The organism is Deinococcus sp. JMULE3, from assembly GCF_013337115.1.
In the GTDB taxonomy this organism is placed as follows: domain Bacteria; phylum Deinococcota; class Deinococci; order Deinococcales; family Deinococcaceae; genus Deinococcus.
In genome coordinates this window covers 1-18,334 of record NZ_SGWE01000004.1, presented here as the reverse complement: position 1 = coordinate 18,334, position 18,334 = coordinate 1, and the positions used below count along the sequence as shown (strand labels likewise).

The 18,334-nt window shown below is 68.8% G+C and carries 13 protein-coding genes and 1 pseudogene; 9 read left to right on the top strand and 5 right to left on the bottom strand.

Translation table 11 applies throughout. The features are described from left to right. Nucleotides 1–89 precede the first annotated feature (89 nt). The 3 genes from EXW95_RS02910 to EXW95_RS02900 all read left to right on the top strand — a co-directional run bounded on the left by EXW95_RS02910 (nt 90) and on the right by EXW95_RS02900 (nt 3,345). Nucleotides 90–1,262 (top strand): ABC transporter ATP-binding protein, encoded by a 1,173-nt coding sequence (locus tag EXW95_RS02910; RefSeq protein ID WP_174366186.1) that lies wholly within the window; start codon nt 90–92, stop codon nt 1,260–1,262. Nucleotides 1,263–1,621: 359 nt separating this feature from the next. Further along, nucleotides 1,622–2,374 (top strand): ABC transporter substrate-binding protein, encoded by a 753-nt coding sequence (locus EXW95_RS02905; RefSeq protein ID WP_174366185.1) that lies wholly within the window; start codon nt 1,622–1,624, stop codon nt 2,372–2,374. Nucleotides 2,375–2,547: 173 nt separating this feature from the next. Next, nucleotides 2,548–3,345, top strand: a complete 798-nt coding sequence (locus EXW95_RS02900) for an amino acid ABC transporter permease (RefSeq protein ID WP_174366184.1) — start codon at nt 2,548–2,550, stop codon at nt 3,343–3,345. Between the two features lie 54 nt (nt 3,346–3,399). On the opposite strand, the gene EXW95_RS02895 is transcribed toward EXW95_RS02900, so the two are convergent. Further along, nucleotides 3,400–4,599: an AI-2E family transporter gene (locus EXW95_RS02895; protein WP_174366183.1), complete on the bottom strand. Its 1,200-nt coding sequence runs from the start codon at nt 4,597–4,599 to the stop codon at nt 3,400–3,402. Nucleotides 4,600–4,666: 67 nt separating this feature from the next. Further along, nucleotides 4,667–6,883, bottom strand: a complete 2,217-nt coding sequence (locus tag EXW95_RS02890) for an ATP-dependent helicase (protein ID WP_174366182.1) — start codon at nt 6,881–6,883, stop codon at nt 4,667–4,669. A gap of 109 nt (nt 6,884–6,992) precedes the next feature. Here EXW95_RS02890 and EXW95_RS02885 point away from each other — a divergent pair, with 109 nt between their 5' ends. From EXW95_RS02885 to EXW95_RS20955, 6 genes are all read left to right on the top strand, one after another. After that, nucleotides 6,993–7,916 carry a cation diffusion facilitator family transporter gene (locus EXW95_RS02885; RefSeq protein WP_174366181.1) on the top strand — a complete coding sequence of 308 codons (924 nt, stop codon included), beginning with the start codon at nt 6,993–6,995 and terminating at the stop codon, nt 7,914–7,916. 105 nt (nt 7,917–8,021) lie between these two features. Next, nucleotides 8,022–11,081: a formate dehydrogenase subunit alpha gene (fdhF, locus tag EXW95_RS02880; protein WP_174366180.1), complete on the top strand. Its 3,060-nt coding sequence runs from the start codon at nt 8,022–8,024 to the stop codon at nt 11,079–11,081. Nucleotides 11,082–11,109: 28 nt separating this feature from the next. Then, on the top strand, nt 11,110–11,613 hold the full coding sequence (locus EXW95_RS02875; protein WP_174366179.1) for a DUF1641 domain-containing protein: 504 nt from the start codon (nt 11,110–11,112) through the stop codon (nt 11,611–11,613). Nucleotides 11,614–11,693: 80 nt separating this feature from the next. Beyond that, nucleotides 11,694–12,458 (top strand): formate dehydrogenase accessory sulfurtransferase FdhD, encoded by a 765-nt coding sequence (locus EXW95_RS02870; RefSeq protein ID WP_371809874.1) that lies wholly within the window; start codon nt 11,694–11,696, stop codon nt 12,456–12,458. Between the two features lie 69 nt (nt 12,459–12,527). After that, nucleotides 12,528–13,934 carry an OFA family MFS transporter gene (locus tag EXW95_RS02865; protein ID WP_174366178.1) on the top strand — a complete coding sequence of 469 codons (1,407 nt, stop codon included), beginning with the start codon at nt 12,528–12,530 and terminating at the stop codon, nt 13,932–13,934. Nucleotides 13,935–14,051: 117 nt separating this feature from the next. Next, nucleotides 14,052–14,186 (top strand): hypothetical protein, encoded by a 135-nt coding sequence (locus tag EXW95_RS20955; protein ID WP_256434999.1) that lies wholly within the window; start codon nt 14,052–14,054, stop codon nt 14,184–14,186. Nucleotides 14,187–14,320: 134 nt separating this feature from the next. Here the strand turns inward: EXW95_RS20955 and recQ are convergent. From recQ to EXW95_RS02850, 3 genes and pseudogenes are all read right to left on the bottom strand, one after another. After that, nucleotides 14,321–16,569, bottom strand: a pseudogene (recQ, locus tag EXW95_RS02860) (DNA helicase RecQ). A gap of 48 nt (nt 16,570–16,617) precedes the next feature. Next, nucleotides 16,618–17,502: a hypothetical protein gene (locus EXW95_RS02855; protein ID WP_174366177.1), complete on the bottom strand. Its 885-nt coding sequence runs from the start codon at nt 17,500–17,502 to the stop codon at nt 16,618–16,620. A 74-nt stretch (nt 17,503–17,576) separates the two neighbouring features. Then, a partial coding sequence (locus EXW95_RS02850; RefSeq protein ID WP_174366176.1) for an aminotransferase class III-fold pyridoxal phosphate-dependent enzyme occupies nt 17,577–18,334 on the bottom strand: 758 nt, incomplete at its 5' end.

The following is an 18,334-nucleotide window of genomic DNA, read 5'->3' as shown; positions in this document are numbered from 1 at the left end:
TCACGTACCCCGGTTACCCGATCATTCCTCACCTCAGCGGTGCGGAGCCATTCACGGGTAAGAGCAGGGGCGATAAAGGTAGGCACGTCATGGCAGAAGTGATTCTGGAGCACATCAACAAGCGTTACGGCACGAAGCACCACGCGGTGAAGGACTTCAACCTGCACATCCAGGACCGCGAGTTCATGGTGTTCGTCGGGCCGTCCGGCTGCGGGAAGTCCACCACGCTGCGCATGATCGCAGGCCTGGAGGACATCAGCGACGGCATCCTGAAGATCGGCGACCGCGTCGTGAACGACGTGCCGCCCAAGGACCGCGACATCGCGATGGTCTTCCAGAACTACGCGCTGTACCCGCACATGAACGTGTACGAGAACATGGCCTTCGGCCTGAAGCTCCGCAAGACGCCCAAGGAAGAGATCGACAAGCGCGTGCGTGAAGCCGCGAAGATCCTCCAGATCGAGCACCTGCTGGGCCGCAAACCCAAGGAACTGTCCGGCGGTCAGCGTCAACGCGTCGCGATGGGCCGCGCGATCGTCCGCGAACCGAAAGTGTTCCTGATGGACGAGCCGCTCTCGAACCTGGACGCCAAGCTGCGCGTCGAGATGCGCTCGCAGATCAGCCAGCTGCACCGCCGCCTGGGCGCCACCATCGTGTACGTGACGCACGACCAGGTCGAGGCCATGACGCTCGGCAACCGCATCGTGGTCATGCGGGACGGCGTGATCATGCAGGTCGACACCCCCATGAACCTGTACGACTTCCCGCAGAACAAGTTCGTGGCGGGCTTCATCGGCAGCCCCAGCATGAACTTCCTGACGGGCCGCGTGCAGAACGGCGAGTTCATGATCGGCGACAACCGCGTGTCCCCCATGGGCCGCCTCGCGCAGAGCCTCAAGGCCTTCGAGGGCAAGGACGTCCTGATGGGCATCCGCCCCGAGCACCTGGGCATGGTCGGCATGACCGACATCCCGCGCGGCTCGAACGTCCTGCGCGGTCAGGTCGTCGTGGTGGAACCCCTGGGCGCCCAGACGGACCTGATCATCGACGTGGCCGGTCAGCACATCACCGCGAAGGTCGAAGGTCAGGCGAACGTCCTGCCCGGCGACAGCGTCGAACTGCTCGTGGATCAGACCCGCCTGCACGCCTTCGACCCCAGCAGCGAGGCCGCCGTGGACCGTGGCACGCCCTCCGGGACGCGCGGTCAGGCCGACACCCCCGGCCTGGGCTACGAGTACGCCGCGCCCGCCAGCACGTACTGACCTGAACTGACCTCTGCCGCCACAGGGGCCGCGCCCTCCCATTCCGGGAGCGCGGCCCCTGCGACGTTCAGCGCATCTTCATGTGATACGGACTCCGGTTGAGAGGTTTGCAAAAACTTTCAACACGAGCGGACTCGCAGAGCTGCGCAGCAGAGCGAGCAGGAGAGAAACGGGTTCCGGACGTGGAGCTGGCAATCCGGTGAAGTTCCGGATTGTCAGCGAAACAAACGGAATCCGTATGAGGGCGCGCCCGTGCGGTAGAATCGCAGCACCCATCACAGGACCAGTCTCCAGCCGGTCATCTTCTCCTGCGTCTGCCGCCGGTCGGTTCCTGGTTCCGCCTCTTTCAAGGAGTCCGCATGAAGAAAGTTGCTCTGACCCTCGCCGCCCTGACCCTGCTCACGACCGCGCAGGCCCGCACCTGGGCCGAGATCAAACAGTCCGGCACCATCAAGATCGCCACCGAGGGCGCCTTCCCGCCCTTCAACATCCTGAAGGGCAAGGAACTGACCGGCTTCGAGGTCGAACTCGCCAACGCCCTGGCCAAGCAGCTGGGCCTGAAGGTGCAGTGGGTCACGCAGCCTTTCGACAACCTGCTGATCGGCCTGGGGCAGAACCGCTACGACTTCGTGATCGCCAGCCACGGCATCACGCCCGAACGGCAGAAGGCCGTGGACTTCACGAACCCGCACTACTGCACCGGCGGCGCCATCGTCACGAAACCCGGCGGCCCCATGACCGCCGCTGCGCTGAAAGGCAAGACGGTCGCCGTGCAGGTCGGCACGACGTACCTGGAGAACGCCCGCAAGGTGCCCGGCATCAAGGACGTCAAGACCTTCCCCAAGGACACCGACGCGCAGGCCGCCCTGATGGCGGGCCGGGTGGACGCCTGGGTGGGCGACAAGTTCACGGGTCTGGACCTCGTGAAGGCGCAGAAGGGCAAGGTCGTGCAGGGCGACCTGCTGTTCAAGGAGAGCATCGGCATGGCCGTGAAGAAGGGCAACAGCGGTCTGCTGAAGGAACTGAACGCCGCGCTGGCCCGGGCCCTGAGCGACGGCACCTACGCCAAGCTGAGCAGCAAGTACTTCGGCACCGACGTCCGCTGCAAGTAACCTCCTCGTGAAGCGCGCCCCGTCACCCTGACCGGTGCGGGGCGCGTCCCGCTGGGCCGGATGATAAGGGTCACCCCAGTCAGGGTCGGGTCGCGCCGCGCGGAGTGTGGCACAATCCTGCAAATGCAACACGGTTCTCTTTCCGCGCCTGTCCGTCTGTCCCGGAGACAGGCATGACCGCCAAAACTCCTGCGCCCCGCGCCAGTCAGCCGCTGGGCCTGGGCGCGCTGCTGCTGTGGCTGGGCGGGGCGGCGGTCGCCTTCCTGGCCCTGTTCTGGGTCATCACGCTGATCCTGCGTCAGATGCCCGACCCGATCGGGCCGCGCGCGGACCTGTTCGTGGACGGCGCCCGCATGACCCTGCAACTGACGGTCGTGGCGGGCGTGATCGGCCTGATCGTGGGGACCGTGGCGGGCATCCAGAAGACCAGTGCGCTGTGGATCGTGCGGGCGCCCGCCAGCCTGTTCATCTGGCTGGTGCGCGGCACGCCGCTGCTCGTGCAGATCCTGTTCGTGTACAACGCCCTGCCGCCCATCCTGAAGGGCATCGGGATCGACGTGCAGCTGAACGAGTTCTGGTCGGCCGTGATCGCGCTGGCCCTGAACGTCGGGGCGTACAACGCGGAAGTCATCCGCGCCGGGATTCTGGCCGTGCCGCGCGGGCAGACCGAGGCGGCCCGCAGCCTGGGCCTGAGCGGCGCGCAGACCATGACCACCGTGATCCTGCCGCAGGCGCTGCGGATCGTGGTGCCACCCCTGGTGAACAACCTCGTGGCGCTGCTCAAGGATTCCTCGCTGGCATCGAGCATCGCGCTGCTGGAACTGACGCTGGCCGGACAGCGCGTGTCGTCCGAGAGCTTCCTGCCCATCCCGGTCCTGACGACCGTGGCGGGCGTGTACCTGGCGCTGACGACTGTGATGACGTTCTTCACCGATCAGCTGGAACGCCGCCTGAAAATCGCCAGCCGCTGAGCAGCCAAGGAAGGAGGCGCACCCCTGAACCTGGGTGCGCCTCCTTCCTGTTCTTTACCGTTCGGTGGGCAGGTCCTCTCGGGCGGGAGCGGCGGCGCCCCGCACGCCGCGGTACAGGGGGCTGCGTAGCCAGTAGCGGCTGGTCCAGCGCTTGAGCAGAACCGCGCAGGGAATGGCGAGGATCGCGCCCATGGCGCCTGCCAGGGTCAGACCCACCAGGATGGCGATCAGGATGCTGGCCGGGCCGATGCTGGTGCTGCGGCCCATGACCATCGGGCCGATGACGTTCCCGAGCAGCTGGTTGATGATGAAGTACAGCGCGCCGACCTCCAGCACGGTCGTGGTGCCCTGCGGCAGCGCGAGCAGCATGGGCGGGATGGACGCCACGACGATGCCCACGTAGGGGATGAGGTTCACGAAGGCACTCAGGATGCCCAGCGCCAGCGCGTTCGGGACTTTCAGGATCAGCAGGCCGGTCGTGGCGAGCAGCGCGCAGGCGAGCGCCGTGATCACGGTCCCGCGCAGGTACATGCCGAAGCTGTCGCTGACGTCCTCGGCGAGTTGCAGGACGGTGGGTTGCCAGGTGCGCGGGAAGAGTTTCAGCAGGCCCGCACCGAAGGTGTTGTACTCGAACATGAAGTACATGGCGAGGGTCAGGAGCAGGCCCAGTTGCCCCAGCCAGCCGACCAGTCCGGACAGGGTGTCGAGCACGTCGGGGCCGCTGTTCACGAGCCGTTCCAGCAGCGGACCGGTGTTCTCCGTGAGGTTGGAGGTCTGCTTGTCGATGTAGGTCATGATGCTGGCTTTCAGGCCACCGGTGCCCGGAATGGCGTCCAGGCGGTCCAGCAGGGAGTTCACGAGACCCTTGAGGTTCTGGGACAGGTTCGGCAGGCCGTCGATCAGGCCGCGCAGCTGCGAACTGACCAGGAAGCCCAGCAGGGTCAGCGCCCCGGCCAGCACGACGATCAGCAGCAGCACCCCGACGGCGCGGCCCACCCGGTGGCGTTCCAGCCAGGACAGGATCGGATTCACGAGGAATGCCAGGGCGTACGCGCCGAGCGCCGTGACGACCACGCTGGCGAGGTGGCCCAGCAGCCACCCGCCGAACTGCAGGGCCAGCACCCCGACGGCAATGAACACGATCAGGCGGAACGCCGCGTACTGCCACAGGGTCCGCAGGAACTCCTGAATGGTCCCGGTGGAGCGCCACGGGGCCGGAGAGCCGGGTGGGGGGAAGGACTCTGGTGAATTCACGTGCCTATGGTGACAGGTGAGCAGAGGTGTGCGCCTCTTCGCAATTCTTGGGAGTTGCGGTGGCTCTTCAGGCGGGGCTGAGGTTCGCGAACTTCACGAGGAGCTTCTTGGTGCCCGCCGAGGGGAAGTGCACGGTGACCTCCTGCCGGTCGCCGACGCCCGCGACGGCCAGCACCTGTCCCTCGCCGAACTTGGGATGCCTGACCTTCTCGCCGCCCCGGAAGGCCATCCCGGCAGTCATGGGGCTGGTGTTCTTCACGGCGCTGGGGGCAGGCACGGTGGGGCGGTACTGTTTCCAGGTCTTGGCGCGGTACTCGATGACCTGCCCGTACGGGTCGATGGTGTCGAAGTGCCCCTCGATCTCCTCCAGGAAGCGGCTGTCCTCGGCGGCGTTCGTCTTGCCGAACTGCATGCGGTTCTGCGCGGCGGTCAGGAACAGGCGTTCCATGGCGCGGGTGATGCCCACGTAGAACAGGCGGCGTTCCTCCTCGATGCCGCCCGCCTCGACCAGCGCGCCCTTGCTGGGCAGCAGGCCCTCCTCCGTGCCGACGATGAACACCACGGGGAATTCCAGGCCCTTGGCGTTGTGCATGGTCATCAGCGTGACGGCGTCCTCCGGGGCACCCTTGTTCTCGGTCTTGGTGCGCATGTCGTCCACGCTGGACAGCAGCGCCGCGTCATCCAGGAAGTCGGCGATGGTGCCGTCGTGTTCCTGCGCCCATTCCTGCGCGGCGTTGATGAGTTCGTCCAGGTTCTCCATGCGCACCTGTCCCTCCTGCCCCTCCTGGCGCAGCAGGTCGAGGTACCCGCTCGTCTCGATCACGAAGCGCAGGAACGGCGCGGGTTCGTAGTTCTCGGCGGCGTCCGCCATGGCCTCCATCAGCGCGGCGAACTCCACGGGGCGGGCCGCGCCGCGGTCGAGGATGCGGGCCTGCTCGGCGTTCGCGCAGGCGGTCAGGACGCTCGTGCCGTTCGCACGGGCCCAGTCCATCAGCTTGATCATCGCCGTGTCGCCGATGCCGCGCTTGGGCCGCCCGATGATCCGGCGGAGCGCCACGTCGTCACTGGGGTTGATGGCCAGCCGGGCGTACGCGAGGATGTCCCTGATCTCGCGGCGGTCGTAGAAGCCCACGCCGCCCACGATCTTCGCGGGGATCTGCACGCGCCGCAGCGATTCCTCCAGCACGCGCGACTGGGCGTTCGTGCGGTACAGGATCGCCATCTCGCTGAACTTCCGGCCCTCCAGGCTGTGCAGGCGCGTGATCCACTCCGCGACGAAATCCCCCTCCGCGCGGTGGTCGGTCGCGCGGTGGAACACGACCGGATGCCCGTCCTCCTTGACGGCTTTCAGGGTCTTGTCGAGCCGTTCCGCGTTGTTCTCGATCAGCTTATTGGCGATGGTCAGCACGCGGGCGCTGGAGCGGTAGTTGTGTTCCAGCAGGTACACCTTCGCGTCACGGTAGTCCTTCTGGAAGTCGAGGATGTTCTGGATGTCCGCGCCTCTAAATTTATAGATCGACTGGTCTGGATCCCCGACGACGAGGAGGTTGCGGTCGCGGCTGGCGAGCAGGCGGGTCAGTTCGTACTGGGCCTTGTTGGTGTCCTGGTATTCGTCGACGTGGATGAATTTTGCGCGGTTCTGCACGGCGTTCAGGACGGCAGGCACCTCCTGGAAGAGGCGGACGGTCTCGGTGATGAGGTCGCCGAAGTCGATGGCGTTCTGGCCTTTCTTGCGCCCCTCGTAGCGGCGGTACACCTCGGCGGCGGCCTCGCGGGGGACGCCGCTGATGTACGGTTCGCCGCTGCGGGAGAGGTCTTCGGGGGTCAGGAGGTTGCTCTTGGCTCGGTCGAGGATGCCGCGCAGCACGCGGGGGTTGGTGTCGGGGCCGATGCCGGGCACACTGCCCATGACTTCCTTGAGGATGTCGAGCTGGTCGTCGTCGTCGTAGATGACGAAGCCGCGCCTGAGTCCTATGTGTTCTCCGTAGGCGCGCAGGATGCGCACCCCGGCGGAGTGGAAGGTGCTCATCCAGAGTTTGTCCGCGCCGTCGATGAGGTGACTGGCGCGTTCGCGCATCTCGGCGGCGGCCTTGTTGGTGAAGGTCACGGCGAGGATCTCGCCGGGGTTCACGCCGTAGTGCCCAATCAGGTGGGCGATGCGGTAGATGAGGGTGCGGGTCTTGCCGCTGCCGGCGCCCGCGATGACCAGGGCCGGGCCGGTGTAGTGGTCGGCGGCCTGGGCCTGGGTGGGGTTGAGCTGGGCGAGGAGGTCGGGCGCGGTCACCGAACGATTGTATCAGGCGCCGTTCTGCACTGGACAGAATGGCGGGGTGGACTGCTGTCCCTGCGCGGGGCACGGTGTTCGGCGCACCTAACCCTGCTACGCTCCGGCGGTGACGGTCCCCTCCGCCTCCCAGCAGTCCTCCCAGCGTGCGTCCAGACTGGCGCTGGGCAGCATTCTCGTGGCCGTGGTGGTCCTGGGCCTGAAGTTCCTGGCGTACCTGCTCACGGACAGCGTGGCGCTGTATTCGGACGCGCTCGAGAGCATCATCAACGTCGCGGCGGCCGTCGCGGCGTTTGCGGCGCTGCGGGTTGCGGCCCGCCCGGCGGACGCCAACCACCCGTACGGGCACACGAAAGCGGAGTACTTCAGCGCAGTCGCCGAGGGCGTGCTGATCGTGCTGGCCGCCGCCGCGATCGTGCGCGAGGCGCTGCCGGTCCTGATGAATCCGGTGGCTCCCGAGGGCGGCACCGGGCTGGTCGGCCTGGGCGTGAACCTGGGGGCCAGCGCCCTGAACGCCCTGTGGGCGTCGGTGCTGCTGCGGCACGGGCGGGCGCTGCGCTCCCCGGCGCTGCTGGCCGACGGGCGGCACGTCATGAGCGACGTGGTGACCAGCGTGGGCGTGCTGGTCGGGGTGCTGGCCGCGCGCCTGACCGGACTGTACTGGCTGGACCCGCTGCTGGCGGTGCTGGTGGCGCTGAACATCCTCTGGAGCGGGTGGCTGCTCGTGCGTGACAGCGTGGGCGGCCTGATGGACGCCGCGGTCGATCCGGAGTCCGAACGCCGTATCCGCGCGGCCATGAGCGAGGCGGGAGCGGGCGCGCTGGAGATGCACGACCTGCGCACCCGGCACGCGGGCAGCCTGACGTTCATCGAGTTTCACATGGTGGTGCCGGGTGACATGACGGTCACGGAGGCGCATGCGATCTGCGACCGGTTGGAGGACGCCATCCGCGAGACGACCCCGGACTGCTCGATCAACATTCACGTCGAGCCGCAGGAGAAGGCCAAGCATCACGGCGTGCTGGTCCTGTAGGGACACCCCGGTTCTTGAGTTCCGCATGAATTCTTCATGCAGGCCGGATGACGTGTGGGCGCGGGGGGCGGGCCTATACTCGCGGGTGAATCCGAGGGAGGCCATATGGGGCAGAACGACTTCAGCAGCGACGTGATCCGGTCCACGGTGGGTCCGACCCGCGCGGGGCGGGGGGCGCAGGTGCAGGTGACGGTGGACGGCGTGGCGCGGGACGCGTGGCTGGGTGAGCCGCTGGTGGACGTCATCAACCGCGCGCAGGTGCCGCTGGCGCAGGTGTGTTACCACGAGCAGTTGGGCCCGATCCAGACGTGCGATACCTGCGCGGTGGAGATCGACGGCGTGGTGGGCCGCGCGTGTGGAACGCCGGTGCGCGCGGGCATGGTGGTGCGCACGCAGACGAACGCGGCGCGTGCGGCGCAGCGGGACGCGTACGACCGGCTGGTGGCGAATCACGACCTGTACTGCACGGTGTGCGACAACAACAACGGGAACTGCACGGTCCACAACACGCTGGGCGTGCTGGGCATCGACCATCAGACCCGACCGTTCCAGCCGAAAGGGTATGAGAAGGACATGAGCAATCCCTTCTACCGCTACGACCCGGATCAGTGCATCCTGTGCGGCCGCTGCGTGGAGGCCTGCCAGAACGTGCAGGTGAACGAGACGCTGACGATCGGCTGGGAGATGGAGCAGCCGCGCGTGCTGTGGGACGGCGGCAAGCCCATCGGTGAGAGCAGCTGCGTCAGCTGCGGGCACTGCGTCACCGTATGCCCCTGCAACGCGCTGCAGGAGAAATCCATGCTGGGCGAGGCGGGGCTGTTCACGGGGATTCCGCTGCCGGTGTGGAACGCCGCCATTGACGTGGTGAAGGGCGTGGAGGCCAGCGCGGGCCTGAAGCCGATCATGAACGTGTCCGAGATCGAATCGGCCGCCCGCGACCGCTACATCAAGAAGACGAAGACGGTCTGCACGTACTGCGGGGTGGGCTGCTCCTTCGACGTCTGGACGGACGAGCGGCACATCCTGAAGGTCGAGCCCGCGCACGGGCACGCGAACGGCATCAGCACCTGCGTGAAGGGCAAGTTCGGCTGGGATTACGTGAACAGCACGGACCGCCTGACCAGCCCCCTGATACGCGACGGGGACCGTTTCCGCGAGGCGACGTGGGACGAGGCGCTGGACCTGGTCTCGCGGCGCTTCACGGAGATCCGCGACGCGAACGGGCCGGACGCGCTGGCGTTCGTGGCGAGCAGCAAGGCCAGCAACGAGGAAGCGTTCCTGGTGCAGAAGTTCGCGCGTCAGGTGATCGGCACGAACAACGTGGACAACTGCTCGCGGTACTGCCAGTCGCCCGCCAGCAAGGGCCTGTCCCTGACGGTGGGGATCGGTGGGGACAGCGGGACCATCAAGGATATCGAGAATGCCAGTCTGGTGATCACGGTGGGCAGCAACACCGCCGAGAGCCACCCGGTCCTCGCGACGCGCGTGAAGCGGTCGCAGAAGCTGGGCCGCACGCGCGTGATCGTGTTCGACATCCGCGAGCATGAACTGGCGCGCCGGGCCGACGAGTTCCACCGCCCGAACCCCGGCACGGACTTCGTGTGGCTGGCGGCGGTCAGCAAGTTCATCCTCGACCACGGCCTGGAGGACAAAGACTTCCTGCGCGAGCGCGTGAATGGCCTGGACGAGTTCCGCGCGTCCATCGAGGAGTACACCCTGGAACGTGCCGAGCGAGAGACCGGCCTGAGCGCCGCGACGCTGGAGGCGCTGGCGCGGCGCATCGCCAGCGAGGATCGGGTGTGCATCCTGTGGGCGATGGGTGTCACGCAGCAGTGCGGCGGGACCGACACGAGCGCCGCGATCAGCAACCTGCTGCTGATCACCGGGAACTACGGGCGGCTCGGGACCGGCGCGTACCCGCTGCGGGGGCACAACAACGTGCAGGGCGCATCGGACATGGGGGCGCAGCCGGACGCGGTCAGCGGCTACCAGAAGGTGGACGACCCGTTCGCCGTGCAACGCCACGAACGCGAGTGGGGCGTCACCCTGCGGCCCGAACGCGGCCTGGACAACACGCAGATGATCGACGCGGCGCTGGACGGCAAGCTGAAGGCCATGTGGCTGACCGGCGAGGAGATGAGCCTCACCGACGCGAACGCCAACCACCTGCAGGAAGGCTTCGAGGCACTGGAGTTCCTGGTGGTGCAGGACCTGTACTTCACGAACACGGCGCGGTTCGCGGACGTGATCCTTCCGGCAGCGGCGTCGCTGGAGAAGGAAGGCACCTTCACGAACACCGAGCGGCGCATCCAGCGGCTGTACGAGGTCATGCCGCCCCTGAAGGGCACCAAGCCCGATTGGCAGATCTACACGGCGGTCGCCGAGCGCATGGGCCACCGCTGGGGCTACACGCATCCCGCCCAGATCATGGATGAGATCGCGCGCCTCACGCCGTTCTTCGCGGGGGTGAACTACGACCGCCTGGAGGGCTACGACACGCTGTGCTGGCCGGTGGCAGAGGACGGCACCGATCAGCCTCTGCTTTACACCGAGCGCTTCAACTTCCCCGACGGGAAGGCGCGGCTGTACGCCGGGGAGTACCGGCCCCGTCAGCACACGCCGGACGATACCTTCGACCTGCACCTGAACAGCGGGCGCATGCTGGAGCACTTCCACGAGGGGAACATGACCTTCCGCGTGGCGGGCATCACCGAGAAGACACCGGACGCGTTCGTGGAGATCAGTCCGGAACTGGCCGCCGAGCGCAATGTCCAGAGCGGGCAGTGGGCGCGGCTGGTCAGCGAGTACGGCGCGGTGCGCCTGCAGGTGCTCGTGACCGGGCGGGTCAGCGGGAATCAGGTGTTCGTGCCCATGAACGCCCGCAAGGCCGAGGACGCCGTGAACCGCCTGACCGGCTCGGGAGGCGACGCGACCACGAACACCCCGGCGTACAAGGACACCCGCGTGCGCCTGGAACTCCTGCACGACGTCGGCCCGAATCCGCTCCCTGCCTCGAACCCACGCTGGGGGCACCCGACGCCGCAGGATGGGGTGGAGGTCGAGCGCAAGTGGGCGCGGCCCGACTACGTGTTCCCGGGCGGGCTGCTGCCCATGCACGGCGACAGCCTGAACGCACGCGCGGACGCGCTGGGCGCCGATGACTGAGCGTTCTACACCCACGGAGGAGTCCTGAATGGCGAAACCACTCGAATTCACGCCGCGCACGCCCACCCCGCAGGAACAGCTGCACGCCGAGGTGGGGGACTCCACCGAGGCGCTGCTGGCGGGCCTGCACCTGCTGCGGCAGCTGCACGAGCACGGCGTGCTGGACGTCGCGCAGAAGACCGTCCGGGGCGGTGAGGGCCTCACGGCGTCGCTGCTGCACATCCTGGGTGGGCAGAGCAGCACCACCCTGATCCGCAACGTGACGGAACTCGGCAAGACCCTGTCGGAACTCGATCCGGGCGAGGTCAGCGTGCTGGGCCACGCGGTCACGGTGGGCGTGCACGAGGGCGCGCGGCACGTCGCGGCCGGGAAGGGCATCGGCCTGGGTGAACTGCTGGGGCTGCTGAAGGACCGGGACGTGCAGGTGGCGCTCGGCGCGATCTTCGCGCTGCTCAAGGGCGCGGGGCGGGCGCTGCGCGAGGCCAGTGAGGAAGTGCCGCAGACCGCGAATCAGGCCGAGGTGGGCCGCTGAATTCAGATGGGAGGCGGGACGGGGAGGCGACGACCGGCCTCCCCGTCGTACTGTGGCGGGGCGGGGCGCCGGAGGAGCGGGTGGACGCCGTGGCGGTCGAGGAACCGCTGGAACTGCGGCTGCACACGCCGGGTGGTCCGCTGCCGCTGGGGGTGCTGATGCGCACGCCCGGTCACGACCGCGAGCTGCTGCTGGGCTGGCTGGTCGCCGAGGGCCTGCTGCCGGACGACCTCAGGCTGCACCCTGACGCGGAGAACCCGAACGTGTGGCACCTGCACACGCCGGAGTTCGCGCGGCTCGCGGCGGGCGCGCGGCTGGCGGTGTCGTCCAGCGCGTGCGGGGTGTGCGGGTCGGGCAGCGTGGAACGCCTGATGACCCGCGCCTCTCCCCCATCCTGGGCGGGCGGCCCGCTGGACGTGGCGTGGCTCTCGGGCCTGCCGGAGGCACTCGCGGCGGCCCAGCCGGGCTTCGCGGCGACCGGCGGCCTGCACGGCGCGGCGCTGTTCACGCCGGACGGCACGCGGCTGGCCGCCTTCGAGGACGTGGGGCGGCACAACGCCGTGGACAAACTGGTGGGCTGGGCGCAGGCGCAGGGCCGCCTCCCGCTGACGGACGCCGTGCTGGTGGTCAGCAGCCGCGCGGGCTTCGAGATCGTGCAGAAGGCCGTCACGGCGGGCGTGGCGGTGGTCGTGACGGTGGGCGCGGCGACCAGCCTCGCGGTGGACACGGCGGCGGCGTTCGGCGTGACCCTGTGCGGCTTCGCACGTGGGGGACGCCTGACCGTGTACGCCGGAGCGGGGCGGCTGGGTCGCGGGCCACATGAGGATTCTTCGTCAGACGCGTGAAGACCAGCCAGAACCCGAGCGCCTAGACTCCTCCATGTCAAACAACTGAACGCTTGACAGGAGGTCGCAATGGGCATTCTGGATCGTCCGCAGTCCGTCGCCGGGCCCGGCTGGAGCCGCTGGCTGGTGCCGCCCGCCGCGCTGGCCGTGCACCTGAGCATCGGCCAGATCTACGGCTATTCCGTGTTCAACAAGCCCCTCACCCGGCTGCTCAGCGGCGACGTCAGTGCCGAGACCGGCGCGCCCGGCGACTGGACGCTCTTTCAGGTGGGGCTGATCTTCAGCGTCGCGCTGTTCTTCCTGGGCGCCAGCAGCGCCCTGTTCGGCAAGTGGGTGGAACGCGAAGGGCCCCGCAAGACCATGGTCGCCAGCGCCCTGCTGTTCTGCGGCGGGTTCTTCGTGGCGGCGCTGGGCGTGAAACTGCACTCGCTGCCGCTGGTGATCTTCGGGAACGGCGTGCTGGGCGGCATCGGCCTGGGCCTGGGGTACATCAGTCCGGTCAGCACCCTGATCAAGTGGTTCCCGGACCGCCCGGGCCTCGCCACCGGCATGGCCATCATGGGCTTCGGCGGCGGCGCCCTGATCGGCAGCCCGTTGGGCACCGCCCTGATGGCCCGTTTCGCCGGGGACGGCACGCTGGGCGTCGGCAGCACCTTCCTGATCATGGGCGCCGTGTACCTGCTGATGATGCTGTTCGGCGCGTTCCTGATCCGCGTGCCCGCCGACGGCTGGACGCCCACCGGGTGGACCCCGAAACCACAGGCGGCGGGCGGGATGATCAGCACGCACAACGTCCTGGTGGATCAGGCGTTCCGCACGCCGCAGTTCTGGCTGCTGTTCGCCGTGCTGTTCCTGAACGTCACCGCCGGGATCGGCGTGCTCGGGCAGGCCAGCGTCATGATCCAGGAGATGTTCAGCGACCGCGTGCTGGGAGCCGGAAACGGCGTCACCGCTGCCGCCGCCGCCGGGTTCGTGGGCCTGCTGAGCATCTTCAACATGGCCGGGCGGTTCATCTGGTCCTCGACCAGCGACCGTATCGGGCGCAAGCCCACGTACATGATCTTCTTCGCGCTGGGCGCCGTGCTGTACTTCCTGATCCCGATGTTCGGGAACATGGCGAGCCTGATCCTGTTCGTCGCGGGCTTCTGCGTGATCATGAGCATGTACGGCGGCGGATTCGCCACCATCCCCGCGTACCTGCGCGACATGTTCGGCACCGCGAACGTCGGCGCGATCCACGGCCGCCTCCTGCTTGCCTGGAGTGCCGCCGCGATCGTCGGCCCCAGCCTCGTGAACGGCTTCCGCGACCGGCAGATCGCGTCCGGCGTGCCCGCCGCGCAGGCTTACAGCACCACCATGTTCATCATGGCCGCGCTGCTCGTCGTGGGTTTCATCGCGAACCTCCTCGTGCGGCCCGTCGCCCAGCGGTACTGGGCCGACACCCGCAGCGCCACGCCCCAACCCGGCCACGGCTGACAGCCAGCACATCAGTCGGGGCCGCCAAGCGCGCCGACCGACGCTCCTCTCCCGAGGCGATCTGCGGGAGAAGAGACAGCGAAACGCCATTCAGCACTTACCTCTGGAGGACCCTACATGACGAACCAGACCCATTCCGCTCAGACGCCGCCCGCCACCCCTCTGATCCTCCTGGCGTGGCTGGTCCCCGCCGCACCCCTGGCCTGGGGCGTGTGGCAGACGCTGCTGAAGGTGGCGCAACTGTTCGGCTGAACGCCAGGATTCACTCTGCAGCACAGTTCACGGTGGGGTCGGGGAGGCAGTCATACGCCCCTCGACCCCATGTCCGACCGAGGCCGCGCGGGTAAACCTCCTTTCCACCGGGGTGCGCTTTGACCTGATCCGCTTCAGTCGCCCAGCGTGTCGCGGACGGTGGTCAGGATGCGCTCGCCGTACGTTTCGATGCGTTTGGGTCCCAGGCCGGGGATGCCGTGCAGGTCGGCTTCCGTGCGGGGCTGGCGCTGCGCGAGGGCGTCCAGGGCGGCGTTCGGGAAGATCAGGAAGGCGCTCAGGCCGGTTTCCTGGGTGATGGTACGGCGGACCTCGCGCAGGGCGGCGGCGACCCGTTCGGCCTGCATGGGGTCAGGCTGCGTGGCGTCGGGTTGAGTCGGGTGTGGCGTGGGCTGGCCCAGCAGGGGCGCGGCGACCGGGGTGGGGGTCGGGCGGGCACGCAGAGCGCCGAGGACGGCGGCGTTCTCGCGTGCGCCGCGTTCCTGGGGCGTGGCGGGGCGGGGGGCCGGGTCGGGATGCCCCCCCAGGTGATCGCGGACGATCTGCACGACCTCGTCCCCGAAGTCCGCGAGTTTGCGCTGGCCGACGCCGCTGACGGTGCCCAGGCTGGCGTGGCTGGTGGGTTTCAGGTCGGTGACGCCCTTCAGGGTGGCGTCGGTGAAGACCACGTACGGGGGGACGCCCAGGCTGCGGGCGCGGTCCAGTCGCCACGCGCGCAGCGCCTCGAACAGCGGCTGGTCGGCGTCCGCGACCGGCGCGCGGCCCGCGCGGGGTTGCTTCTCGGCGCGGCGCGCGCGAGGCATCAGGGTGTCCTCGCGCAGGGTCAGGGTCGCCTCGCCCTTCAGGAGGGTGCGGGCCTTGCCGGTGGCGCTCAGGCCGTGGTGTTCCCCGGCGGCCAGGAAGCCCAGGCTGACCAGCTGGCGCAGCACGCCCCGCCACGTCTTCTCGTCGTGCGCCGTGCCCACCCCGAAGGTCGGGAGGGTGTGATGGTTCATGCTGACGACCTTCTCGGTGGCGCGGCCCAGCAGCACGTCGGTCAGGTGCGCGGCACCGAAGCGGTTCCCGGTGCGGATCGCGGCCGAGAGGGCCATCTGCGCCTCGCGGGTCATGTCGCGCACCCGTGGGGGGTTCAGGCAGGTGTCGCAGTTCCCGCAGGGTCCCTGGTAGCTTTCGCCGAAGTACGCCAGGAGGACCTCGCGGCGGCAGGCGGCGGTCTCGCAGTAGGTGAGCAGCGCGTCGAGTTTCCCGGCCTCCACGCGCTTGACGTCCTCGGGCGCGTCGCTGGAGGCGAGCATGCGGCGCACGTTCACGACGTCGCTGAGGCCGTACACCATCCAGGCGGTGCTGGGCAGCCCGTCGCGTCCGGCGCGGCCGGTCTCCTGGTAGTAGCCTTCCATGCTCTTGGGGAGGTCCAGGTGCGCGACGAAGCGCACGTTGGGTTTGTCGATGCCCATGCCGAACGCGACGGTGGCGACCACGACCAGTCCCTCCTCGTTCAGGAAGCGGTCCTGCGCGTGGGTGCGTTCGCGGGGGGGGAGGCCCGCGTGGTACGCGACGGCGTCCACGCCCTGCGCCTGGAGCCATTTCGCTGTTTCCTCGACGGATTTGCGGGACAGGCAGTACACGATTCCGGCGTCCCCGGCGTGCTCGGCGCGGATGAAGTCCAGCAGCTGGGTCTTGGGGCTGTCCTTCTGCCCCACCCGGTACCCGATATTCGGCCGGTCGAAAGAGGAGATGAACTGCGGCGCGGCCCCCAGGTCCAGCACGCGGAGGATGTCGGCGCGGGTGCGGTCGTCGGCGGTGGCGGTCAGCGCCATGCGCGGCACGTCGGGGAAGCGTTCGGGCAGGACACTCAGGCCCTGGTACTCGGGACGGAAATCGTGCCCCCACTGGGACACGCAGTGCGCCTCGTCCACGGCGAACAGGGCGACCGGGGCGCGTTCGAGCAGGTCCAGGGTGCGGGGCAGCAGCAGGCGTTCCGGCGCGGCGTACAGCAGGTCCAGTTCGCCGCTCAGCAGGGCCGCCTCGACTTCACGCACGCCGTCCAGGGACAGGGTGGAGTTCAGGTACGCGGCGCGCACGCCCAGGCCGCGCAGGGTGTCCACCTGGTCCTTCATCAGCGCGATCAGGGGGGACACGATGATGCCCACGCCGGGGCGCAGCAGGCTGGGGACCTGGTAGCACAGGCTCTTGCCGCCGCCGGTCGGCATGAGGACCATGGCGTTGCCGCCCCCGCGACAGTGGAGACGATCTGCGCCTGCACGCCCCGGAAGGCGTCGTACCCCCACACGCGTTTCAGGAGGTCGAGGGCGGGGGCCAGGGTGGCAGCGTCAGGTAGAGCAGGTTGGGCAGCGGGCGCGGACATCGCCCACCAGCATACCGCGTTACGCCCAGCACGTAACGGAGACTGGGGTCACTTCACCTTGTCGGCTGCCGGGATCATCACCGGGACGCGCAGGTCCTGCTCGACCTTCGCGAAGCGCTCACGCAGGAATCGCCCGTGCGTGAGCAGCGCCTGTCCACCCGACTGCAGCGACCCCGCGATGATGTCCTGCACACCGTCCAGCAGCAGCTCCAGCTGTTCGGACAGCAGGGCCGCGCCGGTCTTGCCATCCTGAATCACCCCGGTGTCCGCCAGCGAGCGGGGCAGCTTCAGGTACGCCTGCACGGCCTCCGGCGCGTACTCCTCGCGGATCGCGCGGGCCACGAAGAACCCCTCGGTGCCCTCCAGGCCCTGATCCTTGAGCAGCGACAGCGCCTCCTGCGTGCGGAGGTTCAACGCGACCAGCTGCGCCCGTGCCTGGGCGGGCAGCCGCGCGTCGGCCAGGAACGGCGCCAGCGGTCCCTCGGCGGCAGGGGCGGCCACCGGCAACGGCGTACCCGTCGCCTGCGCGGGCAGCCCGGCCATTTCCACCTTCACCTTCGGCACGCGGCGCCGTCCCCGCGCCGGGCCGCCCGACGCGAGCCAGCCCAGCCCCATGAAGAACAGCGGGAACAGCAGCCACGACGCGCCCAGTTGCATCAGGACGACCGCCGCGATCACGGCGGCGATCAGGCCGCCGCGCGCCGAGCCCCACGACCCGAACGCCCGCGAGCCGAAGTACCCGATCAGCATGCCCGCGACCGGGTGCGGCAGCCACCCGGCCCCCAGCAGGGTGAGGATCACGACGGGAATCATCGCGCGGATCACGACGCGCGCCTCGCGGCCCTTCGGGCTGAACACCGACTGCGCGAAGAACGCAATGGCGAAGGCCGCCGCGACGTGCACCATCCAGGCCAGTGGCCCCAGGTCGATCATGCGTTCAGCGTACACCCGCGCCTGCACGCCGTCGACGGCACACTGGCCTATCCCCGGTCAGGGCCGGTCCGGGTTCAGCCGTCGCTGGGGGTGCGTTTCTTGGGTTTGCTGGCCGCGAACGCCGCGAGGCGCGCGGTGACCTGCGGGGGCGTGCTGGTCAGCAGGTGGCGGGCACTGGGGTGCGTCTGCGCGAAGGCCTCCACCCGGTCGAACATCGTGGTGAACACGTCGTGCGGCATGTCCAGCGCGGGCGTCAGGCGCACGGTGCGCTTGCTGCTCAGGGACAGGTTCGCCATGACGCCCCCCTGGTGCAGTTCGCGCAGCGCGAGGATGGCGGTCGCCTCGAACACCAGTTCCTTTAGCGCGCCGGGCAGCGGCACGCCCACCATGGGCCGGAACTGCAGCGCAAACAGCATCCCCTGGCCGCGCACGGCTTCCAGCAGGTTCGGGAAGCGCTTCTGGACCGCCTGGAGCCGCGCGAAGCCCTCGGCGCCCAGCGTGGCGCTGCGGGCCGGGAGGTCGTTCTCGATCAGGTACTCCAGGCTTTTCAGGCCGACCGCCATGGCGAGCGCGCCGCCGCCGAAGGTGTTGCTGTGGCGTTTGCTGCTCAGGCCCCCCAGCATCTTCTTGTAGATGGGCGCGCGGACGATGGTTGCGCCCACGGCCGTCATGCCGCCGCCCAGCGGCTTGGCCAGGGTGATGATGTCGGCATCCAGACCCTGCGCGGCGGATTCGAACCAGTGCCCGGTGCGGCCCAGGCCCGTCTGGATCTCGTCGGCGATGACGGGAATGCCGTGCCTGCGGCACAGTTCGCCGACGCCGCGCAGGAACC

Bases quoted from the DNA above. Each gene is read 5' to 3' on its own strand.
- EXW95_RS02910 (WP_174366186.1), top strand. From the start codon at position 90: ATGGCAGAAGTGATTCTGGAGCACATCAACAAGCGTTACGGCACGAAG.
- EXW95_RS02905 (WP_174366185.1), top strand. From the start codon at position 1,622: ATGAAGAAAGTTGCTCTGACCCTCGCCGCCCTGACCCTGCTCACGACC.
- EXW95_RS02900 (WP_174366184.1), top strand. From the start codon at position 2,548: ATGACCGCCAAAACTCCTGCGCCCCGCGCCAGTCAGCCGCTGGGCCTG.
- fdhF (WP_174366180.1), top strand. From the start codon at position 8,022: ATGGGGCAGAACGACTTCAGCAGCGACGTGATCCGGTCCACGGTGGGT.
- EXW95_RS02875 (WP_174366179.1), top strand. From the start codon at position 11,110: ATGGCGAAACCACTCGAATTCACGCCGCGCACGCCCACCCCGCAGGAA.
- EXW95_RS02865 (WP_174366178.1), top strand. From the start codon at position 12,528: ATGGGCATTCTGGATCGTCCGCAGTCCGTCGCCGGGCCCGGCTGGAGC.
- EXW95_RS20955 (WP_256434999.1), top strand. From the start codon at position 14,052: ATGACGAACCAGACCCATTCCGCTCAGACGCCGCCCGCCACCCCTCTG.
- EXW95_RS02855 (WP_174366177.1), bottom strand. From the start codon at position 17,502: ATGATCGACCTGGGGCCACTGGCCTGGATGGTGCACGTCGCGGCGGCC.